This window comes from Haloarchaeobius amylolyticus (assembly GCF_042678045.1).
GTDB classification, from domain to species: domain Archaea; phylum Halobacteriota; class Halobacteria; order Halobacteriales; family Natrialbaceae; genus Natrinema; species Natrinema amylolyticus_A.
Genome location: NZ_JBHUDI010000011.1, coordinates 226,155 through 242,895, shown reverse-complemented (window position 1 = coordinate 242,895; position 16,741 = coordinate 226,155). Strand labels below are relative to the sequence as shown.

General features: G+C 64.8%; 12 protein-coding genes. 6 read left to right on the top strand and 6 right to left on the bottom strand.

Annotated features, from left to right (window positions below; translation table 11 throughout):
• Positions 1 to 225 precede the first annotated feature (225 nt).
• The gene (locus ACFR99_RS17255; protein ID WP_390289978.1) at positions 226 to 1,719 is read left to right on the top strand and encodes a PAS domain-containing protein; all 1,494 of its coding nucleotides are present in this window, start codon (positions 226 to 228) and stop codon (positions 1,717 to 1,719) included.
• Here ACFR99_RS17255 and ACFR99_RS17250 read toward each other — a convergent pair.
• Entirely contained in the window at positions 1,716 to 2,714 is a 999-nt protein-coding gene (locus tag ACFR99_RS17250; RefSeq protein ID WP_390289975.1) for a replication factor C small subunit, read from the bottom strand. The genes ACFR99_RS17255 and ACFR99_RS17250 overlap by 4 nt on opposite strands.
• A 204-nt stretch (positions 2,715 to 2,918) precedes the next feature.
• On the opposite strand from ACFR99_RS17250, the gene ACFR99_RS17245 reads away from it, so the two are divergent.
• Both ACFR99_RS17245 and samp2 read left to right on the top strand, forming a co-directional pair.
• Positions 2,919 to 4,004, top strand: coding sequence for a DUF8173 domain-containing protein (locus ACFR99_RS17245; protein WP_390289972.1), 1,086 nt, complete (start codon positions 2,919 to 2,921; stop codon positions 4,002 to 4,004).
• Positions 4,005 to 4,073: 69 nt separating this feature from the next.
• A complete protein-coding gene (gene samp2 / locus ACFR99_RS17240; protein WP_390289970.1) occupies positions 4,074 to 4,328 on the top strand; it encodes a ubiquitin-like small modifier protein SAMP2 in 255 nt (84 codons plus the stop codon).
• 30 nt (positions 4,329 to 4,358) lie between these two features.
• Here the strand turns inward: samp2 and ACFR99_RS17235 are convergent, their stop codons facing one another.
• A complete protein-coding gene (locus tag ACFR99_RS17235) occupies positions 4,359 to 4,664 on the bottom strand; it encodes a RidA family protein (protein WP_390289967.1) in 306 nt (101 codons plus the stop codon).
• A gap of 194 nt (positions 4,665 to 4,858) precedes the next feature.
• Here ACFR99_RS17235 and ACFR99_RS17230 point away from each other — a divergent pair, with 194 nt between their 5' ends.
• Entirely contained in the window at positions 4,859 to 7,600 is a 2,742-nt protein-coding gene (locus ACFR99_RS17230; protein WP_390289964.1) for a bacterio-opsin activator domain-containing protein, read from the top strand.
• Between the two features lie 149 nt (positions 7,601 to 7,749).
• On the opposite strand, the gene ACFR99_RS17225 is transcribed toward ACFR99_RS17230, so the two are convergent.
• The 4 genes from ACFR99_RS17225 to solA form a co-directional block, all read right to left on the bottom strand.
• On the bottom strand, positions 7,750 to 9,369 hold the full coding sequence (locus tag ACFR99_RS17225) for a BCCT family transporter (protein ID WP_390289961.1): 1,620 nt from the start codon (positions 9,367 to 9,369) through the stop codon (positions 7,750 to 7,752).
• Positions 9,370 to 9,776: 407 nt separating this feature from the next.
• Positions 9,777 to 11,012 carry a threonine ammonia-lyase gene (ilvA, locus tag ACFR99_RS17220; protein ID WP_390289958.1) on the bottom strand — a complete coding sequence of 412 codons (1,236 nt, stop codon included), beginning with the start codon at positions 11,010 to 11,012 and terminating at the stop codon, positions 9,777 to 9,779.
• Positions 11,013 to 11,017: 5 nt separating this feature from the next.
• Positions 11,018 to 13,534, bottom strand: a complete 2,517-nt coding sequence (locus tag ACFR99_RS17215; RefSeq protein WP_390289955.1) for a GcvT family protein — start codon at positions 13,532 to 13,534, stop codon at positions 11,018 to 11,020.
• Positions 13,535 to 13,832: 298 nt separating this feature from the next.
• Entirely contained in the window at positions 13,833 to 14,978 is a 1,146-nt protein-coding gene (solA, locus tag ACFR99_RS17210; RefSeq protein ID WP_390289952.1) for an N-methyl-L-tryptophan oxidase, read from the bottom strand.
• Positions 14,979 to 15,216: 238 nt separating this feature from the next.
• On the opposite strand from solA, the gene ACFR99_RS17205 reads away from it, so the two are divergent.
• Positions 15,217 to 16,356 (top strand): aromatic ring-hydroxylating oxygenase subunit alpha, encoded by a 1,140-nt coding sequence (locus tag ACFR99_RS17205; protein WP_390289949.1) that lies wholly within the window; start codon positions 15,217 to 15,219, stop codon positions 16,354 to 16,356.
• Between the two features lie 19 nt (positions 16,357 to 16,375).
• Positions 16,376 to 16,732 (top strand): hypothetical protein, encoded by a 357-nt coding sequence (locus ACFR99_RS17200; protein ID WP_390289946.1) that lies wholly within the window; start codon positions 16,376 to 16,378, stop codon positions 16,730 to 16,732.
• Positions 16,733 to 16,741: the final 9 nt, after the last annotated feature.

Here is a 16,741-nt window from a genome sequence, read left to right as displayed (position 1 = left end):
GTAAAACAGTTCCGCAACCGTGGCCGAAACCGATCGCCATCCCGCCAACGGCAGTCAGACTCGCAAAGACCACGGGACGGGCAGCGGTCGAACGTGAGGCGCCGTCGTAGGCGAGCGGCGTCGAACCACGAGAGCCAGCACGAACTGTCATCCGACAGCCACAGTGACGGCCCAGTATCGGCCTCGAGCCGGCCAGTAAATTTTTAAGGGGAAGTGGGAACGCGTATGGAGTATCCACTGGCCCACCGCATGACACAGCCGACCGCGACCACGCGACCGCGACCGATCCTCTACGTCGCCGCCAGCGAGGCGACGGCCAGCGAGGGCGCCGAGCGCCTCGAGACCGTCGAGTCCGGCTCGGGTCCCGGTCGGTCCGTCCGCCCGGCGACGACGATCGAACGGGTCGAAAACTGGGCACCCGCGGTCGACTGCGTCGTCTTCGCCGAGACGCCGACGACGGCGGCGGGCGCGAACCTGCTCGAGGTCGTCGCGGCCTGCGGGTCGACGCCGGTCGTCCTCTTTGCCGACGGCTCGTTCACGCCGGGGGCCGCACGGTCGACCGACGGCATCGACGGGTATGTCCGTCGGGACACCGACGATGCCATGGTCCACCTCGCGGACGAGATCGAGTGGGTCTGTCGTGACGAACCGCGCTGCCAACCGGACCGCGACCGCCTCCAAACGGTCGTCGCGGCGCTCCCGTTCCCTGCCCTGTGGTACGAACGTGAAGACGGCGAGCACGTCGTGCGAGCAGCCACCGACGCCGTCGCAGATGTCTTCGGCACCGATCCCGACGAAGTCGTCGGCGACACGGTCGACGAGTGGCTCGTCCCGTCCGGCCTCGAGCACCGGCAGACGACGCTGCGCGAGGCGTTGCAGGCTGGCAAGCGCAGTCAATTCGAGCGCCGCCACGACACCGTCGACGGCGTCCGCGAGTTCCGGGTGACACTGGTCCCGCTCGAGGCGACCGCGACCGATGATACTGTCACGGGCGACGCAGCCGGAGTGCTCGTCTACCACGACGTAACCGAACTGCACCGCAGCAGACGAGCGCGGGCCGCCGCCGACGCGCGACTCGAGGGGATCGCGGACGCACTCGACAACGAGGTGTGGCCGCCGCTGAACGTCGCACGCAACTACCTCGACCTCGCTGCCGACACCGGTAACGACGAACACGTCGCGACCGTCGCGGACGCACAGGAGCGCGTCGAGGAGCGACTCGAGCGAGTGGCCGCGATCGCCGCGGAAGACAGACTCGTCGAGCCCGAGCCCGTCGGCGTCCACGACATCGCACGGCGGGCCTGGATCGGTGTCGACACCGGTGACACACGGCTCGTCACGCAGAACGCGACCGATCGCGTCCTCGCGGCCGACACGGTCCGGCTGCGGGAATTGTTCGAGTGCCTGTTTCGGCTCGTCGTCGCGGACGGCCCAGTCCCGGCTGTCGTCGTCGACGTGACTGCCGACGGCTTCTATCTCACACAGTACGATCCGGACGTGGACACCGAGGCAACTGTCGATCTCGAGACGGAGCCAGACGCGGCGGAGTCAGACACTAACCGCTCGGCTGCGCTCAACGGTGCCGACGGCGATCTCGAGACAGTCGAGCGCATCGCCGACGCGCACGGCTGGAGCGTCGATGTCGTCGAAACCAACGGTCGAATCGCCGTCGTCTGTCGCGGTGTCGCCGACGGCGAGCGAGCGCTCGACGGAATTTAGGTCTCGTCTTCGAGCGCCAGCGACGCCAGCATCGCCTCGAGTTGCAGGCGCTCGTTGGCACCCTCGGTGATCCGGTAGTCGACTTCACCCAGACGCTCGAGCAGCCGCACCGTCGCCTGCTCGGGGATGTCGAACTCCCACGCGGAGCGGTGTAGCTGGTCGATGACGTCGCCGCCGGCAAGTCCGCGGTCGGTCAGCAGCTCCTCGAGGGCGGCACGGGAAGCGGTGAAGTCGCCATCGATGGCGTGTTCGACCATCGCCTCGACTTCCTCGGGACGGGCGGTGGCGGTGATCGCGAAGACGGTCTCCTCGTCGACGGTTTCGCCCATGACGGCCGCGGCCTGCAGGGCATTGATTGCCTTTCGCATGTCGCCGTCGGCCGCGTAGACCAGAGCGTCGACGCCGTCGTCGGTCACTGCGATGTCTTCGGTGGCAGCGATTTCGCGGACTTGCGCCTCGATAGCGTCTTCACCGAGTTCAGTAAAGCGGAAGACCGCACACCGCGACTGGATGGGGTCGATGATCTGACTCGAGTAGTTACACGAGAGAATAAACCGGGTATTGCTCGAGAACTGCTCCATCGTCCGGCGCAGGGCCGACTGGGCGTCGGAGGTGAGCGCGTCGGCCTCGTCGAGAAAGATGATACGGTGGTCGTAGCCGCCGAAACTCGAGCGCGCGAAGTCCTTGATCCGGTCGCGGACGACGTCGATCCCGCGCTGGTCGGAGGCGTTGAGTTCGAGGAAGTTCTCGCGCCAGTCGTCGTCGTAGACCTCGCGGGCGATGGCCTGCGCTGCGGTGGTCTTGCCGGTGCCGGCGGGTCCCGCGAACATGAGATGCGGGAGGTCGTCCTGCTCGACGTAGCGTTTGAGCCGCGGAACGATGTTCTCGTGGCCTTTGATCTCGTCGAGTCGCTCCGGCCGGTACTTCTCGATCCAGACTTCAGTCTTCCCGGGAGTGGGCCCCGCCGCCTCGGCGTCGGCCTCGGCCTCGCTCATACCGGCAACAGAGCGGGACGGAAGATAAATCGCCCGAAGGCCAGCCTCGCGTCGCGAGCCGACGGAGACGATCGAGCGGTGATCGGGGCTGTACGCTCGAGCGGATCAACGCCGGGGTGGACCCCGGCTCGCCGGGGTTGAAACCGACACGAGTCCTGACACCAGTATAACACGTTTTTGGTCGTGCTCGTCGAAGGACGAGACATGAGACGAGGAGAGAGCCGAGGGTCACAGCTCGTCGTCGCGGTGCTGATCGCTGTCGTCGTCATCGGCACCGTCCCGGCGGTCGTCGCCGGCCAGTCCGCCCCCCAGGCCGGCGGGACGGTCGTCGTCGAGGAAGGGGAGACGGTCGACGACCTGCAGGCCGTCGGCGGCACCGTCATCGTCCGCGGGACCGTCACTGGCGACGTCAGTGCCGCCGGTGGTGACGTCCGAATCGAGGAGAGCGGCCAGGTCGACGGGAATCTCGAGGGCGGCGCGGGGAGTGTGACGATCGCCGGCACCGTCGACGGCGACGTCGAGACCGGTGCAGGAAGCGTGCGGGTGACCGAGACCGGTGTCGTCGGCGGTGCCTTCACCGCCGGGGCCGGCACCGTGGTCATCGACGGCACGCTCGAGGACGACGCCGAGATCGGAGCCGAGACGATCCGACTGGGTGAAACCGCCTCGATCGCGGGCGATCTCCGCTACGACGGCGATCTCGAGGGCAACACCGACGCGGTCGCGGGCGACATCGAGGAAGATCCCTCGCTGGGCGTCGACGTCGCGCCGACGATCCAGCCGTTCGCGACGTGGCTGTTCGCCGCCTACGCCTTCGCGGTGAACCTCGTGCTCGGTGCGATACTGCTCGCGCTGTTCCCACGGTTTTCCGGCCGCGTCGCCAGCAGCGTCGCGACGGGACCGCTTCGCACCGGACTGGTCGGACTGGGGGTGTTCGTCGGCGTGCCGATCCTGCTGATCGCACTCGCGATCACCGTCATCGGCATTCCGCTGTCGATCATCGGAATCCTGATCTTCGCCTTGCTGCTGTGGATCGGGGCCGTCTACGGGCTCTTCGCCGTCGCGTCGTGGGTACTCTCGCTGGTCGGCCTCGGCAATCGCTGGCTCGCGCTGATCGTCGGCCTGCTAGTCGGGGCCGCACTCTCTCGGGTGCCGATCGTCGGCGGCGTGTTCAACCTGCTCGTCCTCCTGCTCGGGCTCGGCGCGATCGCACGGGCGCTGTACGGCCACCGGCGAAACGTTCGAAACCGGCGAGCCGGCACCGGCTCGGACGAACCGGCGATGGACTGACGAGACGCCGGGACCCCCGCTGTCGGACCGGAGCGACGCGCTCAAGACTGTCGCCTCGTAACCCGGCGTATGCACGTCACCGTCGACGTCAAAGGCGAGGACACCTACGAACTCGAGCTCGAGGCGGTGGCCACCGACGCGTCCGATCGTCCCGACGACAGCGCTGTCGATTCGACGCCGACCTACGCGGACCTCCTGCATGCGGTCGATCTGAGTCCCCACGAGGTGAGCGTTCTCGTCGATGGCCGTCCGGTCCCCGAGGACCAGCCGGTCGAGAGCGACCACGTGACAGTGTTACGACTTATCAAGGGTGGCTCGCCGTAGGAAACTCGTACCGTCGCCGACTCGCGGCCGCTACTCGAGCACTGCCACGGCCTCGATCTCGAGGGCGGCTCCTTTCGGAACGCGACCGACCTCGACGGCGCTTCTGGCCGGCGGTTCGCCGTCGAAGAAGTTTGCGTAGGCCTCGTTTATCGCCTCGAAATCGTCGATATCGTCGAGGAAGATCGTTACTTTGAGCACGTCCTCGAGGGTCGCGCCGTCCGACTCGAGGATCGCGGCGACGTTCTCGAGACACCGGCGCGTCTGGTCGGCGACCGATTCGTCGTCGAGTAGCTCGCCGTCAGGAGAATAGTACTGTCGTGGCCATCCGCTGCGCATCGAAACTGTTCTCGAGCCGTCTCGATCCGAATCGACTGCTCGCTGCGGTCCGATCGACGAGCGCGATCGGTCGATGGCAGTACGGGACGGTGACCCTCTCAGTAATAGCCGCTCGCGGCTAAGAGAGGCACATGAGAGACGCTACGCGCCGACGAGTGTTGGCCGCTAGATTCTCCACCAGTCGGACGGGGACGGTGGCCTTCGCACTGACGCTCGTCGCCCTTGCTATCGTCTGGGACGGAACCACGGCGCCGATTCGATCCGTCGCGGACCAGTCACTGCTCGCGGGGCCGTCGAGGGTCGGGCTCCTCGGCCTCGTCGTCCCCGGTGGCACGGGGAACGCGATCGCACGGTTGACGGAGAAAATCGAGCGGTTCGACGCGGGCGAGGACGTGGACTTCTCGAGTGACCGCGACGACGAACTCGGAGACTTGGCAAACGCCATCGACACCATGGTCGAGACCGTCCGGGATCGCGAACGGCGGCTCGAGCGCCAGGTCGGCCATACCAACGACGTGCTCGATGCGATCGACGACGTGTTCTACGTGCTCGATGAGGACGGAGCCGTCCAGCGCTGGAACGAGCGACTACCCGCGATGACGGGCTACTCGAACGACGAGATCGAGTCGATGCACGTCCTCGAGTTCTACGAGGGAGACGACGAGGAACTGATCCGGACGGCGATCGAGCGGGCTCACGAGGCGGGGAGCGCTCGAGTCGAAGCCGACGTCCGCACTGCCGACGGTGACTTCGTTCCCCACGAATTTACCGCAGTCGAACTCGAAGATCTCGACGGAAATCCGGTACTGGCGGGAATCGGTCGGGACGTACGCGAGCGCAAACACCTCGAGCGGGAACTGCAAACCGAGAAAGAGCACTTCCGCGTGGCACTGGAGAACTCGCCCATGGTCGCGTTCAGGATGGACACCGACCTCCGTTACACGTGGATCGGCAATCCACACCCGGAGTTCCGACGCGAAGACGTGCTCGGCAAACGTGACGACGAGTTGTTACCACCGGCGGCAGCGGAGACGCTTATGACGCCGAAGCAAACGGTGTTAGCGACCGGCGAGGGCGTCCGCAAGGAGGTGACGTACGAGCTATTCGGCAGCGTCGTCACCTACGACCTGACAGTCGAACCACTGCGCGACGATTCCGGAGAGATCGTCGGTTTGAGCTGCTCCTCGCTGGATATCACCGACCGAAAAGAATACGAGCAGGCGCTGGCCTCGATCCACGAGGCCACCCACGAGCTACTCCACACGACGACGGCATCCGACGTCGCTGAACTGATCGTCGAGACGACCGAGGACGTCCTCGATGTCACCGGTGTCGGCATCTATCGACTCAGCAACGACGTGAGTCGGCTCGAGCCCATCGCGTCTACCGCCGGATTCGGCGACCGAGACGGTGATCCCCCGTCCGTCCCTATCGGCGACAGCGACTCCATCGTCTGGCAGACGTTCGTCACGGAAACACAGACGATCGTCGACGAGACCGAACCGGCTGAACAGTTACAGCTGTTCGACGAGCCCATCGACGGTGGGTTGTTCGTTCCGATCAGCGGGTCCGGTGTCTTCGCCGTTCTCGCACCCCCATCGACGATCGACGACGAGACCCGGAAGCTTGTCGAGACGCTTGCGGCAACGACCGAAGCCGCGTTCGATCGACTCGAGAGCGAAGCAAGCCTCCGGGAACAAGACGCCGAGCTCGAGGAGCGAACCGACTGTCTGGAACGGCAGATGGGGATCACCGAGATCATTCGGACGGTCAATCAGTCACTCGTCAACGCCACCACTCGCGAGGAGATCGAGCGAACCGTCTGTGAACGACTGGTGGCGAACAACGACATCGCGTTCGCCTGGATCGGGAGCCTCGACGCCAGCGAGACCACGCTCCAGCCACACAGTTGGGCCGGTACCAGTCAGGACTATCTGAATGCCGTCTCCCTCGAGACGACCGGACCGTCTCGAGAGCCGTCCGTCCGCACGGCGCGAGCCGAGCGGGCGACGGTCGTCACGAACGTCCTCGAGGATCTGAAAACCGACGCCTGGCGAAAGCACGCCCTCACTGCCGGCTTCTCGTCCTGCCTGGCCGTCCCCATCACGGTCGACGAATACTCGTACGGCGTCCTCTCCGTCTATGCCACTGAACCGGGCGTCTTCGACGACCTCGAGCGAACGGTGTTCGAAGAGCTAGGAGAGAGTATCGCAAACTCGATCACCGCCGTGAAGACACGACAGGCGCTCCAGGCCGACACGCTCCTCGAGCTGACGTTTCGGTTCGACGGGGCAGAGACGTTCCTCGCACGGGTCGCACGGAACGCCGGCTGTCACGTCGAGTACGAAGGAGTCACGGCTTATTCGGTCGATGAAACGCGCCTGTTCTTTTCGACGATCGGTGGCAATCCTGACGCGATCCGCGACTATCTCGCAGACTGCGTCTCCGTCAGAAGCCACACCCTCGTCAATGAATCTGGCGACCGCTGTCTCTTCGAAGCGGCGATTACCGGTCGCGTCATCGCCTCGAAACTCCTCCGACACGGTGCGTGCCCGCGGTCGATCCGGGCCACCGAGACGGAACTCGAAGCCGTCGTCGACGTATCGCCAACGAGCAACGTCCGGGAGTTCGTCGGGATGCTCTCCGAACAGTACCCGAGCGTCGACCTCGTCGCCAGACGCGACGTCAAGCGGACGATGCACACCCGAGAAGAGCTGGTCACGTCGCTGGTAGCCGAGCTGACACCGAGACAGCTCGAGGTCATGAAAACGGCCTACTACGCCGGCTTCTTCGAGTGGCCACGTGAGAGCACAGGTGAGGATATTGCCGAATTGCTCGATGTGTCCCAACCAACAGTCAACCGCCACCTCCGATTCGGACAACAACGACTCCTCGGACAGTTGTTCGGCAACGACGAGCGCGCAATCGTCAACTAGCGATCGCCGTCCGCTGACGGGGTTGCGTTGGTTCATAATGCGTTCGAACCGGACATCCGTCATGCGGGCATCCGTCATGCACTCATTATCGCGCGAGTGTGTCGACGGAACCTGAAGCGACGGGGACGTGATAGTCGTCTGCGATCGCTTCAATCGTCGTCAGTGGTGGCCGGCCCGGTCGTGGTGGTAGACCGGTCTTCCTCGCGTAAGAAGACCGCCCGGCGGCTGCCGAAGACCCAGATCATGACGCCGACGGCGAGCAGCGTGATGATCGCGAAGGGGCCACCGGCGATGATCGCGGCCTGTTGCAGTGCCGAGGTGCCGCCGGCGACCATCAGCAGCGAGGCCAGCGCGCCCATGAGGCTGCCCCAGATGACGCGGTTGATCGTCGAGGGTTTCTGTTTGCCGCCAGTGGTGAGCATTCCCAGCGCGAGCGTCGAGGAGTCCGCCGACGTCACGAAGAAGGTCGTCACTAACACCAGGAAGAGAGCGGTGAGTACCTCACCAGCCGGCAGCGCCTCGAACAGCGGGTAGCCGGCGACGGCCTCCTCGAAGCCCCAGGCCTCGAGCGTGCCGAGGATGTCGGCCTGACCGTTCGACTGCATGAAAATCGAGGTGCCGCCCATCGTCGCGAACCAGGGGATCGTGACGGCCGTCGAGGCGACGACGCCGGTCGCGGCGACCTGTCTGACGGTCCGCCCGCGAGAGATCCGGGCAATAAACAGGCCGACGAACGGGGCCCAGGAGAACCACCATGCCCAATAGAAGACGGTCCAGGCGCCGACGAAGCCGGCGTCGGCTCCCTGGCCGCCGGTTTCGCCCGCGCCCATGTAGAGGCTCATCGAAATGAACTCGTTGACGTACGCCCCCAGCGCTTGGGTGCCGACGGTCATGATGTACACCGTCGGTCCGAGGATAAACGCTGCGCCCGTCAGGACGGCGAACAGTCCCATGTTGAAGTACGAAATGCGGCGGATCCCGCGCTCGACGCCGAGTGCGACCGAGACGGTGAAGGCCACGGTGAACCCCGTGATCACGAGGACGGTCCCCGCGTCGCCGAAAGCGACGCCGCCGGCGTACTCGAGACCGACGAGGAACTGATTCCCGACCAGGCCAAGCGTCGTCGCGATGCCGCCGATCGTCGCGAAGACGGCGAGGATGTCCACGAGTTTCGCCCAGGGACTGTCGAGGTTGTCGAACCCGACGATGGGCCCGATGATCGTCGAGATCCGCATTGGCGCGTCCCTGCGATAAACGAAGTAGGCGATCGGAATCGCTACGATCACGTACGCCGACCACGCCGAGAGCCCCCAGTGGAAGAACGTGTACTGGAGTGCGCTGACGGCGGCGGCCGTCGACTCAGCTTCGACACCCGAGAACGGCGAGGGGGATGAGTAGTGGAAGATCGCCTCCGCTGGCCCCCAGAAGACGATGCCGGCGGCGATCCCCGCCGAGTACAACATCGCGAAGTACGCGAGGAAGCTGAACTCCGGATCCTCGTCTTCCTCACCCAACTTGATGTTGCCCCACGGGCCGAGGATCAGGTACAACACGAACGCCACGAGGGCGAACATCGACACGAGGTACGCCCAACCGAAACTCGTCCAGAGGAACTCGTTGGTTCCCTCCATGAACTCGAGCGTGCGACTCTCCCAGAACAGGAACGCCGCGACGACCAGCACGGCGATGACGAAGCCGATCCCGAAGACGGTCGGATCGAGTTCGTCGAGGAACGTTCCGACCGCGCCGTCCGAATCGCGCTCACTCATTGCGGATCACACGCCCGTGGCGTGCCGCGTCTCGTCTGTCTGTTCGATTCAGGTCGAGTACACACGCGGTCAGATCGCCGGATACACCGTCGTGCTGTACCGGCACAGGCTCTGTGCCATTACATACCATGATTCCATACACCATGGTGAGAGATAACAACATCCACAATCAAGGTTCATCTTAATAATCAGCGTTACTTTTAATCGTCGACCGAACCGGTTCGACACTGAGACGAAAATCGTCATACAGACTACTGTACGTTAGTTCCGGTGCAACCGCGAGCGTCTTGCGGTCGCACCGGCCACTCGGGACAGCAAACCGCCTCATACGGACTACTGCCAGTCAGTTCCAGTGTAACTGCGACCTGCACTGCGGTTGCACTGGTACATCGTGACAGCAGACCGTATCAAGCGTTGACGTGGCGGACCTCGTAGCCGTGGTCGCGAATCGACCGAACGATCGTCCGCGACTGGCTCGAGCCGCTGGTCTCGATCTGGAAGACGAGATGCGCCTCACCCACGTCGAGTTCGGGTGCCGAGCGGTCGTGACGAACGGTCTGAATGTTCGCGCCGTGTTCGGCGATGATACCGGAGACGTCCTCCATCTTGCCTGGCCGGTCGTCGATCCGCACGCGCAACCGCAGCAGTTGCTCACGGTCGGTCAGCGCGTGGACGAGCACCGTCTGTAACATCGTCATATCGAGGTTGCCGCCACACAGCAGCGGCATCACCGTCTCGCCCGCGACGTCGAGTTCGTCGCTGATGATCGCGGCGACCGACGCCGCGCCGGCACCCTCGACGACCTGTTTGGCGCGCTCGAGCAACAGCAACACTGCCCGGGCAATTTCGCCGTCGGTGACGGTGACGACCTCGTCGACGTGCTCGTCGATCAGCGAGAGCGTCAGTTCCGAAATGCCGCCGGTCGCGATGCCGTCCGCGATCGTATCCACGGAATCGAGTGCGACGGGCGTTCCCTTGCGAAGGCTCTCTGCGACGGTCGCTGCGCCGCTTGCCTGCACGCCGACGATGCGCGTTTCGGGTGAACAGTCGGCGAACGCCGTCGCTATCCCGGAGATGAGCCCGCCGCCGCCGATCGGGACAACCACGGTGTCGACCGACGGGAGGTCCTCGTACATCTCGAGGCCGAGCGTCCCCTGCCCGGCGACGATCGCCGGATCGTCGTAGGCGTGGACGAACGTCGTCCGCTCGTCGTCGACGAGCCCCTTGGCGTGATCCATCGCCTCGCGGAAGTCGTCGCCGACGAGTTCGACGTCGGCACCGTAGCCCCGGGTCGCCTCGACCTTCGCCTGGGGTGCACCACGGGGCATGACGATCGTCGAGTCGACGCCGAGTTCCGTTGCTGCGAGCGCGACGCCCTGTGCGTGATTGCCAGCGCTGGCCGCGACGACCCGATCTGTCTCTCCATCGGCGACGCACTGTGCGATCTTGTTGTACGCGCCGCGCGTTTTGAACGAGCCCGTCCACTGGAGGTGCTCCATCTTGAGGTGGACCTCGCCGCCGGTCAGCTCGTCGAGCGAGGTGCTCCGTTCGACCGGCGTGTGTTTGACGACCGACTCGTCGTCGAGTCGGTCGCGGGCCGCTTCGATGTCGGCGATGTCGACACTGCTGTACTCCTGACTCATGGTTGTCAACGGATCATTTTCTCGCGGTCGGGATCGAACAGCGGCTCGTCCCGGACCGTCGCGGCGTGGCGCTCGTTCTCGTAGCTGATCTCGACATCACATCCCGCCTCGGCGTACTCGACCGGCAGGTAGGCGTAGGCGATCCCGGCGTCGACCGTGTAGCCGTAGTCGGCGCGAACGACATCGCCGAGGACGTCACCGCTGTCGGGATCGAGCACTGGGTGCCCTGCATCGACAACGGTTCCGGGCTCGTCGAGCGTGATCGGGGCGATCTTGCGATCGATGCCCGTCTCTTTGGCCTCGAGCAGCGCCTCTTTCCCAACAAAATCGGTCTCGAGGTCGACCGCGAAGCCGATTCCGGCCTCGTAAGGGTTGTACTCGGGAGTAATGTCGGTGCCCCACAGCCGGAACCCTTTCTCCATGCTCGTCGAATCGAGCGCTTCCCAGCCCATCGGGACGATGCCGTACTCCTCGCCGGCGTCCTCGATCGTCTCCCACAGTTGCGCGCCGTACTCCATCGGCGCATACAGTTCCCAGCCGAGTTCGCCCGCGTAAGAGAGCCGAAGCATCGTGACCGGGATGCTCTCGAGATAGGTCTCCTGGGCGGTGTAGAAGGGGAAGGCGTCGTTCGAGAGATCCGTCTCGACGAGTGACGACAGGACGTTGCGTGCGTCGGGGCCGAAGACGCCGATTCCGCACATGCTCGAGTCGTGGGTCGTCACCGCAACGGAGCCGTCGTCGGGCGCGTGCTCGCGGATCCACCGCGAGTGCAGCGTCGCGGAGTTGCCCCCGCCGGTAAACACCATGTATCGATCGTCTGCGAACCGTGCGACCGTTACGTCGGCGAGAACCCCGCCGTCCTCGTTGCACATCGCGGCGTAACGGATTCGGCCCGGCGAAACGTCGATATCGTTCGTCAGCAGCCGCTGGAGGAGGTCGGTCGCACCGTCGCCGGTCACCTCGATCCCAGTGTAGGTTGTCATGTCGACCATCGCGACGCGATCGCGGACAGCCTGGTGCTCGACACCCTGAGCCTTCGACCAGTTGCGATCGAGCCAGTCCGGCCGGTCGGGTACGTCGTACTCCTCGAGCAGCGCCTCGTTCGTCTCGTACCACTGCGGCGTCTCCCAGCCGCCGGAGTCGTAGAACTCCGCGCCGAGTTCGTCCTGACGTCCGTAGAACGGACTTCGGCGGAGCCCGCGCTGTCCCTCGGGCTGCTCGCGCGGGTGGATCAGCTGGTAGACCTCCTGGTACTGCTGTGCGCCGCGGCCCCGCGTGTACTCCCGCGAGCCCGTGTGGGGCTGGAACCGCGAGAGGTGTGCGCCCGTGGCGTCGACGCGCTCGCCGTCGAGACGGGGGACGCCGTCTTCCATCCAGTGAGCGACGACGCTTCCCGCGCCGCCCGACTGGGTGACCCAGATCGCGAGCGCCCACCAGAGGCCGTCGATCTCCTCCGTCGGGCCGAGGATCGGCATCCCGTCGGGAGTGAAACAGAACATTCCGTTGATTGCGGACTCGAATTCGGCGTCTCGCAGCGAGGGGACGAGTTCACAGGCCGCGTCGTAGGCCGTCTGCTCGTGATCTGGATGGGTGTTTTCGTAGAAATGCTCCGCAGTGAACTCCCGCAGCGAGGGATACTCGAGGCCCAGATCCTCGAGTTGATCGGGCCCGTAGATGTCCTCGGGATCGACCAGCAGCGGTTCGTGGTTGTACGAGCCGATGCCGTAGCGCTCGCCGTGCTGGCGGAAGTACAGCGAGCGGTCCTGGTGGCGCAACAGCGGCTGTTCGATCTCGCGGCTCGCGCCGGCGAGTTCGGGGAGGTCGTCCGAGACGAGGTACTGGTGGGCACAGGGGACGAGCGGGATATCGACGTCGACCATGTCGCCGAACAGCGGCCCCCAGATGTTCGTGGCCAGCAGTACCTCGTCGGCCGCGATGCGGCCGCGGTCGGTGACGACCGCCTGAATCTCGCCGCCCTCGACCTCGAGGTCCGTCACCGTCGTCTCGCCGTAGAACTCGGCCCCAGCGGCTCGAGCGCGCTCGGCCATCGTCGCCGAAGCGTCAACGGCGTGCGCTTTCCCGTCCGTCGGGACGTAGTAGCCGCCGTGGATGGTTTCGGGGTCGATTTGGGGAACGCGGTCGGCGACCGCGTCGGGCGAGAGGAGTTCTCCACCCTCGATACCGTAGGCCTGGCCACGCTCGCGTTTTCGTTTCAGGAAGTCCCAGCGGTCCTGGGTGTAGGCGACCTCGATGCCGCCACACGTCCGGAAGCTCTCGAGGTCCTCGTATAACTCACGCGTGTACGACGCCATCCGCGTCATCAGCTTGGAGCCGCCCGTCTGGAACACCAGCCCGGGGGCGTGAGAGGTGGAGCCCCCGGTCTCGAACAGCGGACCCTGATCGACGACGGCGATGTCCTCGCGACCGAGCTGGGTCAGGTGGTAGGCGGCGCTACAGCCGACACAGCCGGCGCCGACGATGACAGTTCCTGCGCTATCAGGAAGTGTGTTCCCTGTACTCATGTGACACAATTACTGCCAGACGACCGAGCATAGCTATCCGGGTGAATAATCTGTGGCCTATAACAACCCCACAGACAGACCGGCCGCCGCCGGCCGATCCGGCGCCTGACGGCAGGCCGAGCTATAGTAGCAGCTGAACCGATTTCCACACCGATCGCACAGTCTGCGGTCTCGCTCCCGGTGCCCGCTCCGAACGCACTCCCGTCGTGCGATCGGGCGTGCAGTGACTGTCAGTGGTGACTCTATTAGCCGGCGGCCATCGACTCGAGCCGACGAAATCGGAGACGGAAGGGAGCGATCAGTCGTCGAATCGATCCAATCGAAACATCTCGATCGGGTGGTCGGTGTCGCCGTCGGCCGCGAGATCGGCGAGGATCTCGCCGATGACGCTGGCGAACTTGAAGCCGTGACCCGAGAAGCCCGCTCCGATGGCCACCTGCGGATGGTCGGGGAGCGTATCGAGGATGAAGTGCTCGTCGGGGGAGTTCGTGAACATGCAGGTCGCGAGTCGCATCGTCGGCCCGGCAGCCTCGGGGAAGTAATTCGCCGTGACCTCACGGAGGAGCCGTTCGTCCTCGCGGTTCGGTTCGGTGTCGTAGTCGTCCGGATCGACCTGCTCGTCGCGGTGATGGTACTTGCCGATCTTGAACCCTGGCACGTCGTAGACCGGCAGCCCGTAGAACCGGCCCTCGGGCACTTTGAGGTTCCAGACGGGGAAATTCGCGGGTTCGAACGTCGCCGGGCGCTCGGGCTGGAACCAGCCTAGCACCTGCCGTTCGGGGACCGCGAGGCCGGAAAGCGCGTCGGTGAACTTGTAGTTCCAGGCCCCGGCGGCGAGTACCATCTTTTCGGCGTCGTAGGTGCCGCGGTCGGTCTCGACGCGGACGCCGCCGTCGGGCGTCGGCTCCCACTCGAGGACCCGTTCGCGGGCACGGATGTCGGCACCTGCTGCCTGTGCTCGTTCGACGTGGCCGATGATCGACTGTTCAGGGACGACGAACCCGCCGTCGGGCTGGTACAGCGCCCGGTGGCCGTCCGGAAGGTCGTATCCAGGGAACCGCTCGGAGACCTGCTCGCTCGTGAGCACTTCGTGGGGGATGTCGTGTTCCTCGCACGAGCGCAGCGAGCCCTCGAAGACGACGTTGCCCTCGGGGCCGGCGTCGATCGATCCCGTCCGGTGAAGCACCTCGCGACCGGTCTCGGCCGCGAGATCGTCCCATAGTTCGTACGCGCGCTCGATAAGCGGAATATAAGAGGGATGTTCGTAGTAGGCGCGCCGTATAATGCGCGTAATGCCGTGTGACGACCCCATCGTGTGGGGCACGTCGTAGCGCTCGAGTCCCAGCACGTCGTATCCGCGGTCGGCGAGGTGGTACGTCGTCGCACTGCCCATCCCGCCGACGCCGATGACGACGACATCGTGCCGGCCACCTGTCGTACTCATACTGCCGTCGATTTCGACGACGTATCCCTTGATTGTTAGTCTGTCTCATATCGTACCTTTTTGAACCGTCGGTGGATAGAGGCCGGAACGTCGATCGTTCGTCACCGAGAGCAGGTCGTGAACCATCTCTCGACCCGTCGACGACCCCCGGACGCTGCGGTCGTCCCCCATCACTTATACGTACGAACTACCTGCGATCAACCCTTATTGAGTGATACGGCAAGCCACACCACATAGTATGTCACAGTGGAACAACGGTCGCGACGAGATCGAACCGGTCAGTCCCGACATCACCGACGAGACGAACGCCTTGCCGGCGCGGTACTTTACCGACCCGGATGTCCACGAGATGGAGAAAGAGGCGGTTTTCGGCCAGTACTGGGTATACGCGGGACACGCGAACTGCATTCCGGAGCCGGGTGATTTCTTCACCCGGACGATCGGTGATCGAGAGATCATCGTCGTTCGCAGCCACGACGGCGACGTTCAGGCGTTTTACAACGTCTGTGCACATCGGGGCTCCGCGATGGTCGAAGAGACGCCGATGACCGATCCGGGCAACGCAAGCCGAATCCAGTGTCCGTACCACCTCTGGACGTACGATCTGGACGGCGACCTCGCGAGCACGCCAAAGAGTTTCGAGGACGCGCGGCTGAACCCCGACCTCGAGGACGAAGAGGTCCCCGAGCTCGACGCCGAGGAAAACGCCCTCATGGAGGTCCACACCGACCGGATCGGGCCCCTCGTCTTCGTCAACTTCGCCGAGGAGCCGATGTCCCTCGCCGACCAGGCCGGGACGATGAAAGACGAACTCGAGGCGCTCCCGATCGAGGAGTACCAGCTCGCCCGGCGCATCGTCTCGGAGGTCGAGTGCAACTGGAAGGTCTTCGGCGGCAACTACTCCGAGTGCGACCACTGCCAGGCCAACCATCAAGACTGGGTCCAGGACCTCGAACTGCTCGAATCCGAACTCGAGGTCAACGACTACCACTGGATCCTTCACTACCAGCATAAGGAGGACGTCGACGACGAGATGCGCATCCACGAAGAGCACGAGGCGAAGTTCTACTACTTCTGGCCGAACTTCACGTTCAACATGTACGGGACCGCCGACGGCTACGGCACCTACATCATCGATCCCATCGACGAGGGACGGTTCCAGCTCGTCGCGGACTACTACTTCAAGGACTCCGACTTGAGCGAGGAGGAAGCGGAGTTCATCCGGACGAGCAGACAGATCCAGGAGGAGGACTTCGAACTCGTCGAGCGTCAGCAACGCGGTCTCGAGTCGGGCGCGATCGCCCAGGCCAGGCTCGGACCGAACGAACACACCGTCCACAAATTGCACCGCCTCGCACAGGAGGCCTACGAGGCGTAATCGAGCCACAGCCTTCGCCATGACCCAACGACAACGATCCGCGTTCACGGTCGCGTGTGAGGACTGCGGCGTCGAGACGGAGCTCGACTCGGCGAACGAGATCGTCGACTTCTACCGCCGCCATCATCGGCAGACGGGCCACGACGTGACTATCACGCGTGCCGAGCTCGCGTTCGACCCCCCAGCCGACGGCGACCTTGAGACCGTCGTCGCCGACCTCGAGACGCGCTACGAAGACGGCATTCCGATCGGCATCGTCGCCACGGCGATGCGCGAACAAGGGCTCTCCGTCGGCGACACGCTCGCGGCGATCTACGACGTACGGATGACCGGGGCACTCTACGAGCCTCGCGACGATCACCTCGCCGCCGTCTGAGGCGACCGG